The sequence below is a fragment of the Pseudomonas sp. 1 genome (assembly GCF_056626735.1).
Map to the genome: position 1 here is coordinate 296,780 of NZ_JBWXMQ010000007.1, position 14,907 is coordinate 311,686.

Sequence of the window (14,907 nt, forward strand, 5' to 3'; positions counted from 1 at the left end):
GAGGGTATGCGCGGGATTTTGCTATTGGCGGTGTTGTGGCTTGCGGGTTGCCAGCATGTTGCGGCGCCGCCGGTCGTGGGCGAGATCCGTGATTTGCGCAGCGGCGAGAGTCTGACGGCGCAGCAATTACTGACGCAGCTCAGCAGATCGGCGCGGATGATTATCGGCGAACAGCATGACAGCGCCGATCACCATGCCCTTCAATTGTGGTTGCTGCAGAATCTTCAAGAAGCGCGCCCCCAGGGCAGTCTCCTGCTGGAAATGTTGACGCCCGATCAACAGTCGCGGGTTGATGAAGTGCGGCATGCCGCAACGCCGCCGGCCGATCTTCCTGCTGCATTGGCCTGGCAGGACGGTTGGGACTGGAATCTCTACGGACCGATTGTGCGATTCGCCCTGACGCAATCCTGGCCGTTGCTGGCGGCCAATCTCGATAACATCGAAATTCGCGCGCTCTATCGTGATCCTCCGGTTTTGAGCGGTGAACGCAGCAACGCCGAGTCGGTGAAAGAGGCGCTATTGGAGCAGATTGGCGATTCTCACTGCGGCTTGCTGCCGTCATCACAAATGCCGGCGATGCTGGCCGTTCAGCAACAACGGGATCGGCGCATGGCCTCGCGTTTGTTGGCGGCGCCCGCGCCTGCGTTGTTATTGGCGGGTGCGTTTCACGCGCGCAAGGATGTGGGCGTGCCGCTGCATGTGCTGGATCTGGGCGCGCCCGAAGCGCCCACGGTGTTGATGCTGGCGGAGCAGGGCAGTCAGGTTACAGCGGCGATGGCTGATTATGTCTGGTACACACCGGCCAGACCGAAACCGGATTATTGCGCCGAAATGCGTAAGCAGTTCAGTAAGCAGTGACTTTTCCACAGGCAAAAAAAAAGACCCGGTAAAGACCGGGTCAAATAACCGTGATTAGCCTGATGAGGAGATAATCTGAGAGTCCGAACCAAGGGCTTTTCAGAATATCGACTGATCTCGCGACCAGTTGTGATAATCATAGCGATTCTCATTACCAAGTCAACTGCTGTTTTTTCATTTCTGTCGTTTTGTCCCGGCAATGGCGTTGACGCTCTCTGAATATGGGGGGCAGGTCTGGGCTGTGAGCTGTTTGTTGAGCTGGTCGATACGCCGCGCCATGCTTTCGATCAGGCTGTGGGCAATTTTCGGATTGGTGCGGGTCATGCTCAGAAACTGATCGCCGGGAATCAGCATTACAGTGCTCGCCTCCCGGGCAATGACCGTCGCGTTGCGCGGCTCGCCAGTGAACACCGCCATTGCGCCGAATATTTCATCCTTGAGCACGTCACCTACCTTGTGCCCGTTCACAAACGCTTCGGCGTGTCCTTCGATGATTACGAACACATGATCGGCGGTGTCGCCCTGGCGAATCAGGACGTCCCCGGCCTCGACTCGCTTGAAACCATTGGTGCTGCGAAACTCACGTGGCTTGAACTCGGCAACGGCGTGAGCCAACAGTGCCATTTGCCCGAGCAGGTAATGCAGAAACTGCTCCGAGCGCGACGAGTCGCTGTACACATGCTGAAACAAATCGCCTCGGCGAAAAGGCATTAATGTCACCGGGTTTTCCGCGCGCAAGCTGCAATCCGCCCATTCCGGCCCCTGTTGCAGGCCGATCAAATCTCCTTCGTGCCAGTAGAACAAGCCGCGACCACTGAGTCGGCCGGTGATGACACCCTCCGTCAGCAAAAACAACTGGTCGTCCGGCAAGCGCGCCGATAGGTCATCCGTGGCTTCCAGTTCCAGGGCCGGCCCACACGGTGCGAGGCCTTCCAGCAATTGCGCAGGCAGGCTCTGCAAGCGGTTGATCAATGCGTCGGCCTGTGCCGATTGTTCCCCGAGCAAGTACATGACGGTCGATACCGGTTAGTTCTTGTGGCGAGAGGAAATGGCTTCCAGCTGCCGGTTTAGCGCATCCTTGCGTTCGGCGGGGATGTCATTCCAGTGCACATCCATCAACGCCCCTTCGATCGCGTACAACAACACCTTCGACGCCCGAAACCCGCGAGTGCGCACGGCCCGGTAGGCATCCACAGCGCCCAGGCGGCGCAGATCCGAGGCGCTATGGATGCCCACGGCATGCAGCCATTGCGCCGACGTCTTGCCAAGATTCTTCAGGTGTTGCAGTTCATCATTCATCAAGCCTCCTTGCGACGGCCGAATGGTGCGTGGGCGAGCTTCTGAGGAGTGTAGCCATCAGTAGGAAAAGCGTGGTTGTTTGGTCGGATTCAACGCAAACGCTTCTAAGAAACGTCAGTTTCTGCTGATGAGTCAGGATGGGGAGGACGAGCGAGAGTTACGAATGGCGCGCAGTCCAGCGCAAGGCGGGGGCGCTGGACGAGTTTGGAAGTTCCGAGACTCAGCGAGTGCGATAACGCAGGCGCGTACCGAAATTCATCGACATCAGGATTTCGTCGGCACTCAGCTCCGGCGGGAAGTAAGCACCGGAGATCTGCGCATGAGCCAGGCTCGCACCTTCCAGCGAAGCATTGCGAAAGTCGATGCCGCGCAGGTCGGCGGAACGGAAGTAGGCGTCCCGGAAATCCACACCATCGGCGTTCAGTTCACGCAGGTCGAGGCCACGAAAATCACCGCCAACCATGTCGATCGGGCCGTCTTTCGGGCGTTCATTGTTGAAACCTGTGATGTCGTCTTTGTGCAGCAAGGCATAAAGCGGGGTGTCGAGAAGTTTCGGCTGGCTCATGTCAAATCACCTGTTGGTTTTATGACGCCAGTATAGTGCCACTATTTGACGGCCGTGAAGCGAGCAAGGGCTTCACGGCCGAAATAGTTTCTTACAGACCTGGCAGGCGCTGGCGGATTTGCGCCACGACGGTGTCCAGAGTGCCGGATTCATTGGTCTGCACGCGTTTGCTGCGCAGGATTTCTTCCGGTGTCAGGGCTTCGCGGTTCGCCTGTTGTGCTTCGATCACGGCGAGGGTGGCGTCGGACGGATCTTTCTTGTCCGCCTGGCGAATCGCCAACCAGCTCTCGATCACTGCCTGTGGAGCGTTGCAGTCGAGGATCAGGAACGGCGCACCAGTGGCTTCGGCGACCTTGGCGGCGTTGTCGCGTTGTTCGCGCTTGAGGTAAGTGGCGTCGATCACCACCGGGAAACCGGCGTGCAGGATCACTTCGGCGATTTCATGCAGCCGAGCATAAGTCGCAGCGCTGGCATCGGCGCTGTAGATCCCGGCCTGAACATCATTTGCAACCGTTTGCTCGCCGAACAGACGTTTGCGCTCGACATCGGAACGCAGACGGATCGCGCCCAGCGCTTCGACCAGGCGCATGGCCACATGGCTTTTGCCGACAGCGGAAACGCCATGGGTGATTGCCATGAAGCGCGAAGGAATGGTGCTGTAGCTTTCCGCCAGGTTGGCATAGTTGCGGTATTGGCGAAGGGTTGTGGCGCGCTGCACCGGAGTCGCATCGGCCGGCATGCTGAACAGTGCGACTTTCGCACGCACCAGGGCGCGGTAAGCCTTATAGAAGTTCAGCACTTCCAGGCCTTGGTAGTCGCCGGTCAGTTCCAGGTACTGGCTGACGAAGCGACGGGCCAAGGATTTCAGGCCACGGTCTTCCAGATCCATCGCCAGGAAGCCGGTGTCGGCCCACACGTCGGTGAAGCGGAACGGTTCGTTGAATTCGATGCAGTCGAAGATCACGACCTTGCCGTCGATCAGCGTGGCGTTGCCCAAGTGAATGTCACCGTGGCACTCGCGAGTGAAACCGTCGGCCTTGCGTTGGGCGAACAGCGGTTTCAGACGATCGAAACTGCTTTCAGCCCACGCTTGCAGGGCGTCGAGTTGCAGCAGATCGTTCTTGTCGCTGAGGAATGGCAGGATCTGTTCGAAGTTCTGACGCACTGGCGCCATCACGCTGTCAGGCGTGCCGGCATCGTGCTCGGCCGGGACTTTCGGCGCGTTGAGGTGGAAGCGGGCGATCTGCTCGGCCATCGCGTCGATGTGCGCGGTGGTCAACTCGCCGTTGGCTTGCAGGGTGCTGAGCAGGCCGGTTTGCGGGAACTGGCGCATTTTCAGCACGTATTCGATGGCCGGACCTTCGCCGCCCAGTTGCGGGGCTTCGGCGCTGCCGGTCACTGGAATCACTTCCAGATACAAGTCGTCGGTCAGGCGCTGGTTCAGGCGCAGCTCTTCGCTGCAGAAGTGCTCACGGGAGTCGAGGCTGGTGAAGTCGAGGAAACCGAAATTCACCGGTTTCTTCACTTTATAAGCGTAGGGACCGGTGAGCAGCACCCACGAGATATGGGTTTCGATGACCTGGAACCCTTCGACGGGATGCGGGTAGAGGGCCGGGTTTTGCAGGGCAGCGATCAGGGACTGGCTCACGGACGATCCTTCAGAGACTGGGGGAAATTCAAGGCGCTCATTATGGCCGCTCGCCAGCCCGACGCAAACCTCGGCGCGCTCCTGTTGAGTATGAATAAAGTGCGTATAATCCGCCGCCATGACTCGTACTCGATCCCCCCGTACCCCAAAAAAACCAGCTTCCCGGGGCCTGCGCCCATGGTTGGGCTGGGCCCTTAAACTCAGTCTGGTCGGCCTTGTTGTGCTGGCTGGCTTCGCCGTTTACCTCGATGCCGTGGTGCAGGAGAAGTTCTCCGGCAAGCGCTGGACCATCCCGGCCAAGGTGTACGCGCGTCCGCTCGAGCTGTTCGTCGGACAGAAGCTGAGCAAGGACGATTTCCTGACCGAGCTCGATGCCTTGGGCTATCGCCGCGAAGCCGTCAGCAACGGTCCTGGCGCGGCATCGGTCAATGGCAACACGGTTGATCTGAATACCCGCGGCTTCCAGTTCTATGAAGGCCTCGAGAAACCGCAGTCGGTGCGCGTGCGTTTCTCCGGCGATTACGTGGCCGAACTCTCGGCGACCAACGGTTCGAAGCTCTCCGTGGTGCGCCTGGAGCCGCTGATGATCGGCGGCATCTACCCGAAAAACCTGGAAGACCGGATTCTGATCAAGCTCGATCAGGTGCCGCCGTATCTGCTGGAAACCCTGGTCGCCGTCGAAGACCGGGATTTCTACAGCCACTGGGGCGTGTCGCCGAAATCGATTGCCCGCGCCGTTTGGGTCAACACCTCGGGCGGCAAGATGACTCAGGGCGGCAGTACGCTGACCCAGCAACTGGTCAAGAACTTCTACCTCACCAATGAACGCAGCCTCACCCGCAAGCTCACCGAAGCGATGATGGCGATGCTGCTCGAGCTGCATTACGACAAAAAGGAAATCCTTGAGGCTTACCTCAACGAAGTCTTTGTCGGTCAGGACGGTCAGCGTGCGGTGCACGGTTTCGGTCTGGCCAGCCAGTTTTTCTTCGCCCAGCCCTTGTCCGAGTTGAAGCTGCACCAGGTCGCGCTGTTGGTTGGCATGGTCAAAGGCCCGTCCTATTACAACCCGCGTCGCAACCCGGAACGGGCGCTGGAACGACGCAATCTGGTGCTCGACGTGCTTGAGCAACAGGGCGTCGCTTCCGCCGAACAGGTCGCCGCCGCGAAGAAAATGCCGCTTGGCGTGACCACGCGCGGCAAGCTGGCGGACAGTTCTTTCCCGGGCTTCATCGATCTGGTCAAGCGCCAGTTGCGTGAAGACTATCGCGACGAAGACTTGACCGAAGAAGGCCTGCGGATCTTCACCAGTTTCGATCCGATCCTGCAGATGAAAGCTGAAGCGTCGGTCAACGACACCTTCAAGCGTCTGTCCGGTCGCAAGGGTTCCGACGACGTGGAAGCGGCGATGGTCGTGACCAATCCGGAAACCGGTGAAGTCCAGGCCATGATCGGCAGCCGTCAGGCGAGTTTTGCCGGGTTCAACCGGGCACTGGATGCGGTTCGGCCGATCGGCTCGCTGATCAAGCCGGCGGTTTATCTGACGGCACTGGAGAAACCGAGCCAGTACACGCTGACCAGTTGGCTGTCGGACGACCCGCTTTCAATCAAAGGTGCGGACGGTCAGGTCTGGAAACCGCAGAACTATGACCGTCGCTCCCACGGCACGGTATTCCTGTACCAGGGGCTGGCGCATTCCTACAACCTGTCGACCTCGCGTCTGGGTCTGGCGGTCGGCGTTCCGAATGTCCTCAAAACGCTCGCGCGACTGGGCGTGACCCGCGAGTTTCCGGCGTTCCCGTCGATGCTGCTTGGCGCTGGGGGCATGACCCCGATCGAAGTGGCGACGATGTACCAGACCCTGGCCAACGGTGGCTTCAATACGCCGATGCGCGGGATCCGCAGCGTGCTGACTGCCGAGGGCGAGCCGCTCAAGCGTTATCCGTTCCAGATCGAGCAGCGTTTCGATCCGGCCTCGATCTACCTGATCCAGAACGCCATGCAGCGGGTCATGCGTGAAGGTACCGGCAGTTCGGTTTATAACGTGTTGCCAAGAACCCTGACACTGGCGGGCAAGACCGGCACCAGTAACGATTCGCGCGACAGCTGGTTCGCCGGTTTCAGCCAGGATCTGCTGGCGGTGGTCTGGCTCGGCCGCGACGACAACGGCAAGACCCCGTTCACCGGAGCCACCGGTGCGTTGCAGGTCTGGACCAGCTTCATGCGCAAGGCCGATCCGCTGCCGTTGGACATGCCGCAGCCGGATAACGTGGTGCAGGCCTGGGTTGATTCGCGCACCGGTCAAGGCTCCGATGCCAACTGTCCGGGCGCCGTGCAGATGCCGTATATTCGCGGCAGCGAACCGCCACCCGGCGCCTCCTGCGCGAGCGAAAGCCCGGCATCGGGCGAGTCGGTGATGGATTGGGTCAAGGGCTGGATGAATTAAGCGAAGAGGGTTTCAAGTGAACAAGTGGTTGATTCCAGCGGTGACCGCCGTGGCTTTGCTCAGCGGCTGTTCCACCGTACAGCGTGGTTCGATTCCGGTCGTGGATGCCGGTACCGCCGTGTCCAACAGCGAGCGCATTTCGGCCAATGGCGGTTTCCGTCAAACGACGGTGAAACGTCCTGCACAGGCCCAGACCCAGGCAATTCCGCAAGGCGATACCGGTGTGGTGGTAATGGTGCCGGGCGGCGCAGCGACGTCGACACCGATCAGCACCTCGCCGATCGTTCCGGGCCCGGCGTCTGGCGGTATCACGCCGGGGCCATATAACCCTTCGCCGGTCGAGTCGGCGCCGATCAACTCCGGCAGCTACAGCATGCCTTCGACGCCGAGCGGCATTCCTTCAGCCAGCAGCGGCGGCGGTCTGTCTGCCGATGAACAGCTGGACGGCCCGGTACTCGCACTTTTGACCACAGCGCAACAGCAGCAGGCCGGTGGCGACCTCAACGGAGCATCCTCCAGCCTGGAGCGCGCCCAGCGTGTAGCGCCGCGCGAGCCGCAAGTGCTGTACCGTCTGGCGCAGGTGCGCATGGCCCAGGGCGATGCACCGCAAGCCGAGCAGACCGCACGTCGTGCACTGACCATGGCCAATGGTCGTCCGGACTTGCAGGCCAGCCTGTGGGAATTGATCGCTCAGGCCCGTGAGAAGCAAGGTGATTCCGCCGGCGCCACTCTGGCCCGTCAGAAGGCCAAGGTGTCGCTGTGATGGACAGTCGCTTCTCCAAGGTCGCCGATCAATTGCTGTTGATCGAACGTGAACTGCGCGCCCAGGGCTGGTGGGATGACGTCCAGCCCTCGGTCGAAGCCCTGAGCAGCGTCGAGCCGTTTTCGGTCGATACTCTTGAGTTCGAGCAGTGGCTGCAATGGATCTTCCTGCCGCGGATGAAGATGATCCTCGAGCAGAATCTGCCATTGCCCAATGCCTCGGGAATTCAGGAAATGGCCGAGATGGTTTTTGCTCAGCGCAGCGTGCAAGGCAAGGATCGGCAGCTTCAGGTGTTGCTCAAAGAGTTCGACCTGTTGATTACTGCTTCGCGCTGAACCGGGAGCTGCCAGTCGTTACTGGCAGTTTTCCGCAATCTGTTTTTGTGCCTCCGCAATACGTTGCTGGCGCTGGTCGTCGCTCAGTCGCCGCAATTCCCCCTCCACTTCCTCCCTCAAGCGCGGATTGTTCTGCAGTTGCGCGAGGTTCGTACGCGCCTGTTCGCAAAATGCCCTGAGTTGGTTTTGTTGCTCGGCCACCTGCTGCTTGACCTTGTCATCGATGGCTTTCTGATCGCCCACCGCGCCGCTGCCGGATAACGCCGCCGGTTTTGGTGGAGGTGAGGAGGGTGTCTCCAGGGCCGTGGATGGTTGCCCCTGTGGTGGCTGCTGATCGAAATGGGTAATGCCCTGGGCGTCGACCCATTTGTAGATTTGAGCGGCCATGCACCATGGGCTGGCGCTGATTAGTAGAGTCAGGAGAAGCGTTCGCATGCTGATTCCTTGGCAAAACTGCGCAATTGAAGCTAACAGAGTAGCGGTTTCCAGGTTTTTTCTTGCGTTCTCATGTGCTTACCCACAATTAAGCACATTCACGACTTGACTTGGAGAGGGCGAAACAGAAGAATCCAAAGTCCGCTGTACAGGGACTGCCAGAAGCAGACCCTCTCGGCAGATCATGAGGCGCATATCCGCGTCGACCTGTTACACCCGCAACGCGTTACCTCGCGCTGGGTGGGAAAGGCCCGCAACACTTGGGACGATCCCAATACTTGCTCAGTCAGTGCTGACGTAGTCGGCGACCACCGTCGCTCATGCTCTGCCGAGAAGTAAACCTATTAAGACCCGTTCGCTTTTTTGTGGACGGTATTCTGGCGTTTTAGAGGTGAACAACGTGGAGCTTTTATCTGGCGGTGAGATGCTCGTCCGCTTTTTGCGTGACGAAGGCGTCAAATATATCTACGGGTACCCGGGTGGTGCTCTTCTTCATGTTTACGATGCCCTGTTCAAAGAACCGGAAGTGACCCACATCCTGGTTCGTCACGAACAAGCGGCTACCCATATGGCTGACGGTTACGCCCGTGCCACCGGTAAAGCCGGCGTGGTATTGGTGACTTCCGGTCCAGGCGCCACGAACGCCATCACCGGTATCGCCACCGCCTATATGGACTCGATTCCAATGGTGATCATTTCCGGTCAGGTGCCAAGCACCATGGTCGGCACCGATGCGTTCCAGGAAACCGACATGATCGGTATCTCCCGGCCGATCGTGAAGCACAGCTTCATGATCAAGCACGCTTCGGAAATCCCGGAAGTCATGAAGAAAGCCTTCTACCTGGCGCAATCCGGTCGTCCGGGCCCGGTCGTGGTCGATATTCCGAAAGACATGACCAACCCGGCCGAGAAGTTCGAATACGTCTTCCCGAAGAAAGCCAAACTGCGCTCCTACAGTCCGGCCGTTCGCGGTCATTCCGGGCAAATCCGCAAGGCGGCAGAAATGCTCCTGGCGGCCAAACGTCCCGTGCTGTACTCCGGCGGTGGCGTGATCCTCGGCAACGGCTCCGCGCCGCTGACCGAACTGGCAAAAATGCTTAACCTGCCGGTTACCAACACCTTGATGGGGCTGGGTGCCTACCCTGGCACTGATCGTCAGTTCATCGGCATGCTCGGCATGCACGGTAGCTACACCGCCAACCTGGCGATGCACCATGCCGACGTGATCCTGGCGGTCGGTGCGCGTTTCGATGATCGCGTGATCAACGGCGCGCCGAAGTTCTGCCCGAACGCCAAGATCATTCACATCGACATCGACCCGGCTTCGATTTCCAAGACCATCAAGGCCGACGTGCCGATCGTTGGTCCGGTGGAGAGTGTCCTGACCGAAATGGTCGCGATCCTCAAGGAAATCGGCGAAACCCCGAACAAGGAAGCGGTCGCCAGCTGGTGGAAGCAGGTTGACGAGTGGCGTGGTGATCGTGGCCTGTTCCCTTACGACAAGGGCGACGGCAGCAAGATCAAGCCACAGACCGTGATTGAAACCCTGTGCGAAGTGACCAAGGGCGATGCCTTTGTGACCTCCGACGTGGGCCAGCACCAGATGTTTGCTGCGCAGTACTACAAGTTCAACAAGCCGAACCGCTGGATCAACTCCGGTGGCCTGGGCACGATGGGCTTCGGCCTGCCGGCGGCGATGGGTATCGCTCTGAGCTTTCCTGACACCGATGTTGCGTGCGTCACCGGTGAAGGCAGTATCCAGATGAACATCCAGGAACTGTCGACCTGCCTGCAATACGGTTTGCCGGTCAAAATCGTGATCCTGAACAACGGTGTTCTGGGCATGGTTCGTCAGTGGCAGGACATGAGTTACGGCAGCCGTCACTCACACTCCTACATGGAATCCTTGCCTGACTTCGTCAAGCTGGCTGAAGCCTATGGCCACGTCGGCGTGCGCATCACCGAATCGAAAGATTTGAAGTCGAAGATGGAAGAGGCGTTCGCCATGAAAGATCGCCTGGTGGTGATCGACATTTCGGTCGACACCAGCGAGCACGTCTATCCGATGCAGATCAAAGACGGCTCCATGCGCGATATGTGGCTGAGCAAGACGGAGCGTACCTAATCATGCGGCACATTATTTCCTTGCTTCTGGAAAACGAACCTGGTGCTTTGTCTCGCGTAGTCGGCCTGTTCTCGCAGCGCAACTACAACATTGAAAGCCTGACCGTGGCGCCAACCGAAGACCCGACCCTGTCGCGTCTGACACTGACCACAGTCGGCCACGATGAAATCATCGAGCAGATCACCAAAAACCTGAACAAGCTGATCGAAGTGGTCAAGCTGGTGGACCTGTCGGAAAGCGCTCACATCGAACGCGAACTGATGCTGGTCAAGGTCAAGGCCACTGGCGCCCAGCGCGCCGAGATCAAACGCACCACCGATATTTACCGTGGACAGATCGTCGACGTCAGCGCCAGCGTTTATACCGTTCAACTGACCGGTACCAGCGACAAGCTCGACAGCTTCATTCAGTCCATCGGCACCGCATCGATTCTGGAGACTGTCCGCAGTGGCGTCACCGGTATTGCCCGCGGCGACAAAGTACTCAGCATCTAAACCAAATTAGCGAATGGCCTGAGCGGCCTGGATATAAAGGGGAAATTCATGAAAGTTTTCTACGATAAAGACTGCGACCTGTCGATCATCCAGGGCAAGAAAGTTGCCATCATCGGTTACGGTTCGCAGGGTCACGCTCAAGCGTGCAACCTGAAAGACTCCGGTGTCGACGTTACTGTTGGTCTGCGTAAAGGTTCGGCTACCGTTGCCAAGGCTGAAGCCCACGGCCTGAAAGTGACCGACGTGGCGGCCGCTGTTGCCGGTGCCGACCTGGTCATGATCCTGACCCCGGACGAGTTCCAGTCCCAGCTTTACAAGAACGAAATCGAGCCGAACATCAAGAAAGGCGCCACCCTGGCCTTCTCCCACGGCTTCGCGATCCACTACAACCAGGTTGTTCCGCGTGCCGACCTCGACGTGATCATGATCGCGCCGAAAGCCCCGGGCCACACCGTACGTTCCGAGTTCGTGAAAGGCGGCGGTATCCCTGACCTGATCGCGATCTACCAGGACGCCTCCGGCAACGCCAAGAATGTTGCACTGTCCTACGCCGCCGGTGTTGGTGGCGGTCGTACCGGCATCATCGAAACTACTTTCAAGGACGAGACTGAAACCGACCTGTTCGGCGAACAAGCCGTTCTGTGCGGCGGTACCGTTGAGCTGGTAAAAGCCGGTTTCGAAACTCTGGTTGAAGCTGGCTACGCGCCGGAAATGGCCTACTTCGAGTGCCTGCACGAACTGAAACTGATCGTTGACCTCATGTATGAAGGCGGTATCGCCAACATGAACTACTCGATCTCCAACAACGCTGAATACGGCGAGTACGTGACAGGTCCGGAAGTGATCAACGCCGAATCCCGTCAGGCCATGCGCAACGCCCTGAAACGTATTCAGGACGGCGAATACGCCAAAATGTTCATCAGCGAAGGCGCAACCGGCTACCCTTCGATGACCGCCAAGCGTCGTAACAACGCCGCTCACGGTATCGAGATCATCGGCGAGCAACTGCGCTCCATGATGCCGTGGATCGGTGCCAACAAGATCGTCGACAAAGCCAAAAACTAAGTCGTAGATCCTTGTATGAAAAAAACGCGGCCTAGGCCGCGTTTTTTCGTATGGGCGATCGGTTCTGGTATAAAGCTGCATCGTTTGTGGCCGAACCGTCGTCCCAGGCGCCTGTCGAAAATGTCCAATCCGTTGCAAGGTACTGTCCATGAGCGAACGTCCCGAAGAGCCGAACCAGGCTTCCGACGCCGAAAGCCTGCTGCCCATCGATGAGCACATCGAAGAAGGGCATGACGCAGAAGGCCGTAAAGTCCGGCATCGTGGTATCTATCTTCTGCCGAATCTGTTCACCACTGCGAACTTGTTCGCAGGGTTCTATTCCATCATCAACTCGATGAGTGCCCAGGCTGCATTGAGCGCCGGGGATGCCGCGAATGCGAGCAAATACTTTGCCTTTGCCGCCATCGCGATTTTCGTCGCCATGGTGCTCGATGGTCTCGATGGTCGCGTGGCGCGCATGACCAATACCCAAAGTGCGTTTGGTGCCGAGTACGACTCGTTGTCGGACATGGTTGCCTTCGGCGTCGCTCCGGCCTTGCTGGCTTTTGGCTGGGCGCTGGGTGACATGGGCAAGGTCGGCTGGATGGTTGCCTTCATTTACGTGGCGGGTGCGGCATTGCGTCTGGCGCGCTTCAACACTCAGGTGGGGACCGCCGACAAACGCTACTTCATCGGTCTGGCCAGCCCGGCTGCTGCCGGTGTTGTTGCCGGGATTGTCTGGGCGTTCAGCGATTACGGGATCCAGGGTTCGAAGATGTCATTCCTGGTTGCGTTGATGGTAGCGGCCGCCGGCATGCTGATGGTCAGCAATATCAAATACAACAGCTTCAAGGAGCTGGATCTGAAGGGGCGTGTGCCTTTCGTGGCTATCCTTGCAGTGGTGCTGGTGTTTGCCGTGGTGTTCAGCGATCCGCCTCGCATTCTGCTGCTGGTGTTCCTCGCCTACGCCGCTTCGGGCCCGGTGCAGTACTTGTTGCATCTTCGTCGTCACAAACACACCGAGTGATGTAATTTCCCTCATACTCCGCAGTCTATGGTGCATCTGTCCTCCAAAGCTGCGGAGTTGCCATGTTGATCAAAGTCCCTAAAGTGTCCGATTGCCATGAGTCGGACGTCACGCCTGAATCCATTTATCTTTCTCGTCGACAATTGCTCGGAGCGACTGCGGCCGGCTTGGCCATGAGCACTTTACCGCGCTGGGCCAGTGCCGAAGAGGCTGCCCGCTATGCCGATGTCGAAGCCGGAAAGGCGCCCGCCTGGTTTGCCGAGAAGCTGCCCTCTGTCAAATGGGGGGCGGTGAACGTCAAGGATGAGGCGATTACGCCTTACAAAGACGCGACCCATTACAACAACTTCTATGAGTTCGGCACCGACAAGGGGGATCCTGCGGCCAATGCCGGTTCGTTGAAAACCGAACCCTGGAGTGTTGTGGTGGACGGGGAGGTGGGTAAGCCGGGGCGTTATGCTCTGGAAGATTTCATGAAGCCTTACCAGCTGGAGGAGCGCATCTATCGCCTTCGTTGTGTCGAGGCATGGTCGATGGTGATTCCCTGGATCGGTTTCCCTGTTTCGGCACTGTTGAAGCAGGTAGAGCCTACCTCCAATGCCAAGTACATTCGCTTCGAAACCCTGCAGGATCCCAAGTCCATGCCCGGACAGCGTTCTGGATTTGCCCTGATCGACTGGCCTTATGTGGAAGGCTTGCGTCTGGATGAGGCGATGAATCCGTTGGCGATTCTGGCGGTGGGTATGTATGGCCGTGAATTGCCGAATCAGAACGGTGCACCGCTGCGTCTGGTAGTGCCATGGAAGTACGGCTTCAAGAGCGTCAAATCCATCGTGCGGATCAGTCTGGTCAGTGAGCAGCCGAAGACAACCTGGCAGAGCATTGCGTCTGATGAGTACGGGTTCTATGCGAATGTGAACCCTACAGTCGACCATCCACGTTGGACTCAGGCCCGGGAGCGGCGACTGCCCAACAGCCTGTTCAAGCCGAATGTGCGTGATACGCAGATGTTCAACGGCTACTCGGATGAGGTCGCTTCTTTATATACAGGGCTCGATCTGCGGAAGAACTACTGATGCGATATCCGATCTGGCGCGTAGGCGTTTTCCTGGCTGCGGCGATCTGGCCGCTGTTCTGGTTCTATCAGGCTTTTGCGGATCTGCTTGGGCCGGATCCGGGAAAAGTCCTGGTTGATCGATTGGGGCTTGGGACATTGGTATTGCTGTTGATCACGCTGAGTATGACGCCGCTGCAGAAACTGACGGGGTGGGCCGGATGGATTACTGTGCGTCGGCAGTTGGGGCTCTGGTGTTTTGCCTATGTGGTTCTGCATCTCTTCAGCTATATGGCGTTCATTCTCGGTTTCGACTGGTCGCAACTGGGTGTCGAGCTGCGTAAGCGTCCATACATCATTGTGGGTGCTCTGGGGTTTCTGGGGTTGCTCGTATTGGCTGTTACCTCCAATCGATATAGTCAGCGCCGCTTAGGTGTCCGCTGGAAGAAGTTGCACCGGTTGGTGTACGTGATTCTCGGATTGGGATTGCTGCATATGCTGTGGATTGTGCGTGCTGACCTTAAGGAGTGGGCAATCTATGCCCTGATAGGTGTTTTCCTTTTGGCACTGCGTATTCCTCCTTTGACTCGCCGGATCCCTCGTTTGATGGGTAAAAAGCAGGTTTTTCAGGAAAAGCGAAATTAAGTGTTGACGGCAGATTCTGAGTCTCTATAATTCGCCCCACTTCCGGCGCAGTCGAAACGGAAAACTCCTTGAGATTCAATGAGTTAAGTAGGTTTCGAAGGTGGGTTGCTTCAGTTCATCGAAGCCTGGAAGGCGTTGGAAATGCCGGTTTGTTGGGCGCTTTCAGCGATTT

At 58.3% G+C, this 14,907-nt stretch carries 15 protein-coding genes; 10 read left to right on the top strand and 5 right to left on the bottom strand.

Translation table 11 applies throughout. From position 1 onward, the window contains the following. Positions 1 to 6: 6 nt before the first annotated feature. A complete protein-coding gene (locus tag AC1MDC_RS13440; protein WP_480393125.1) occupies positions 7 to 858 on the top strand; it encodes a ChaN family lipoprotein in 852 nt (283 codons plus the stop codon). A 174-nt stretch (positions 859 to 1,032) separates the two neighbouring features. On the opposite strand, the gene AC1MDC_RS13445 is transcribed toward AC1MDC_RS13440, so the two are convergent. From AC1MDC_RS13445 to AC1MDC_RS13460, 4 genes are all read right to left on the bottom strand, one after another. Further along, positions 1,033 to 1,869 carry a Crp/Fnr family transcriptional regulator gene (locus tag AC1MDC_RS13445; RefSeq protein ID WP_480393126.1) on the bottom strand — a complete coding sequence of 279 codons (837 nt, stop codon included), beginning with the start codon at positions 1,867 to 1,869 and terminating at the stop codon, positions 1,033 to 1,035. A gap of 15 nt (positions 1,870 to 1,884) precedes the next feature. Beyond that, the gene (locus AC1MDC_RS13450) at positions 1,885 to 2,157 is read right to left on the bottom strand and encodes a TfoX/Sxy family protein (RefSeq protein WP_085697486.1); all 273 of its coding nucleotides are present in this window, start codon (positions 2,155 to 2,157) and stop codon (positions 1,885 to 1,887) included. 220 nt (positions 2,158 to 2,377) lie between these two features. Further along, on the bottom strand, positions 2,378 to 2,722 hold the full coding sequence (locus tag AC1MDC_RS13455) for a pentapeptide repeat-containing protein (RefSeq protein WP_007959639.1): 345 nt from the start codon (positions 2,720 to 2,722) through the stop codon (positions 2,378 to 2,380). A gap of 91 nt (positions 2,723 to 2,813) precedes the next feature. Next, complete coding sequence (locus AC1MDC_RS13460) at positions 2,814 to 4,370, bottom strand: bifunctional aminoglycoside phosphotransferase/ATP-binding protein (protein WP_480393127.1); 1,557 nt, start codon at positions 4,368 to 4,370, stop codon at positions 2,814 to 2,816. Positions 4,371 to 4,488: 118 nt separating this feature from the next. On the opposite strand from AC1MDC_RS13460, the gene mrcB reads away from it, so the two are divergent. The 3 genes from mrcB to AC1MDC_RS13475 are packed head-to-tail and all read left to right on the top strand — an operon-like array spanning position 4,489 to position 7,911. Further along, positions 4,489 to 6,813 carry a penicillin-binding protein 1B gene (gene mrcB, locus AC1MDC_RS13465; protein ID WP_266200745.1) on the top strand — a complete coding sequence of 775 codons (2,325 nt, stop codon included), beginning with the start codon at positions 4,489 to 4,491 and terminating at the stop codon, positions 6,811 to 6,813. 16 nt (positions 6,814 to 6,829) lie between these two features. Next, positions 6,830 to 7,576, top strand: a complete 747-nt coding sequence (locus tag AC1MDC_RS13470) for a tetratricopeptide repeat protein (RefSeq protein ID WP_085697483.1) — start codon at positions 6,830 to 6,832, stop codon at positions 7,574 to 7,576. Further along, positions 7,576 to 7,911: a YqcC family protein gene (locus AC1MDC_RS13475; RefSeq protein WP_085703192.1), complete on the top strand. Its 336-nt coding sequence runs from the start codon at positions 7,576 to 7,578 to the stop codon at positions 7,909 to 7,911. Before AC1MDC_RS13470 ends, AC1MDC_RS13475 begins: the two co-directional genes overlap by 1 nt. Positions 7,912 to 7,929: 18 nt before the next feature. Here AC1MDC_RS13475 and AC1MDC_RS13480 read toward each other — a convergent pair whose 3' ends face one another. Beyond that, positions 7,930 to 8,346 carry a DUF4124 domain-containing protein gene (locus AC1MDC_RS13480; protein ID WP_085697481.1) on the bottom strand — a complete coding sequence of 139 codons (417 nt, stop codon included), beginning with the start codon at positions 8,344 to 8,346 and terminating at the stop codon, positions 7,930 to 7,932. Positions 8,347 to 8,746: 400 nt separating this feature from the next. On the opposite strand from AC1MDC_RS13480, the gene AC1MDC_RS13485 reads away from it, so the two are divergent. The 6 genes from AC1MDC_RS13485 to msrQ all read left to right on the top strand — a co-directional run bounded on the left by AC1MDC_RS13485 (position 8,747) and on the right by msrQ (position 14,735). Next, entirely contained in the window at positions 8,747 to 10,471 is a 1,725-nt protein-coding gene (locus tag AC1MDC_RS13485; protein ID WP_480393128.1) for an acetolactate synthase 3 large subunit, read from the top strand. Between the two features lie 2 nt (positions 10,472 to 10,473). After that, positions 10,474 to 10,965 carry an acetolactate synthase small subunit gene (gene ilvN / locus AC1MDC_RS13490; protein ID WP_003205610.1) on the top strand — a complete coding sequence of 164 codons (492 nt, stop codon included), beginning with the start codon at positions 10,474 to 10,476 and terminating at the stop codon, positions 10,963 to 10,965. 48 nt (positions 10,966 to 11,013) lie between these two features. Further along, the gene (gene ilvC, locus AC1MDC_RS13495) at positions 11,014 to 12,030 is read left to right on the top strand and encodes a ketol-acid reductoisomerase (protein WP_007959661.1); all 1,017 of its coding nucleotides are present in this window, start codon (positions 11,014 to 11,016) and stop codon (positions 12,028 to 12,030) included. Positions 12,031 to 12,178: 148 nt separating this feature from the next. Then, complete coding sequence (pssA, locus tag AC1MDC_RS13500) at positions 12,179 to 13,036, top strand: CDP-diacylglycerol--serine O-phosphatidyltransferase (RefSeq protein WP_127799932.1); 858 nt, start codon at positions 12,179 to 12,181, stop codon at positions 13,034 to 13,036. Positions 13,037 to 13,098: 62 nt separating this feature from the next. Next, positions 13,099 to 14,112 (top strand): protein-methionine-sulfoxide reductase catalytic subunit MsrP, encoded by a 1,014-nt coding sequence (msrP, locus tag AC1MDC_RS13505; protein WP_480393129.1) that lies wholly within the window; start codon positions 13,099 to 13,101, stop codon positions 14,110 to 14,112. Continuing rightward, positions 14,112 to 14,735 carry a protein-methionine-sulfoxide reductase heme-binding subunit MsrQ gene (gene msrQ, locus AC1MDC_RS13510; protein WP_480393130.1) on the top strand — a complete coding sequence of 208 codons (624 nt, stop codon included), beginning with the start codon at positions 14,112 to 14,114 and terminating at the stop codon, positions 14,733 to 14,735. Before msrP ends, msrQ begins: the two co-directional genes overlap by 1 nt. The last annotated feature ends 172 nt before the right edge of the window (positions 14,736 to 14,907 follow it).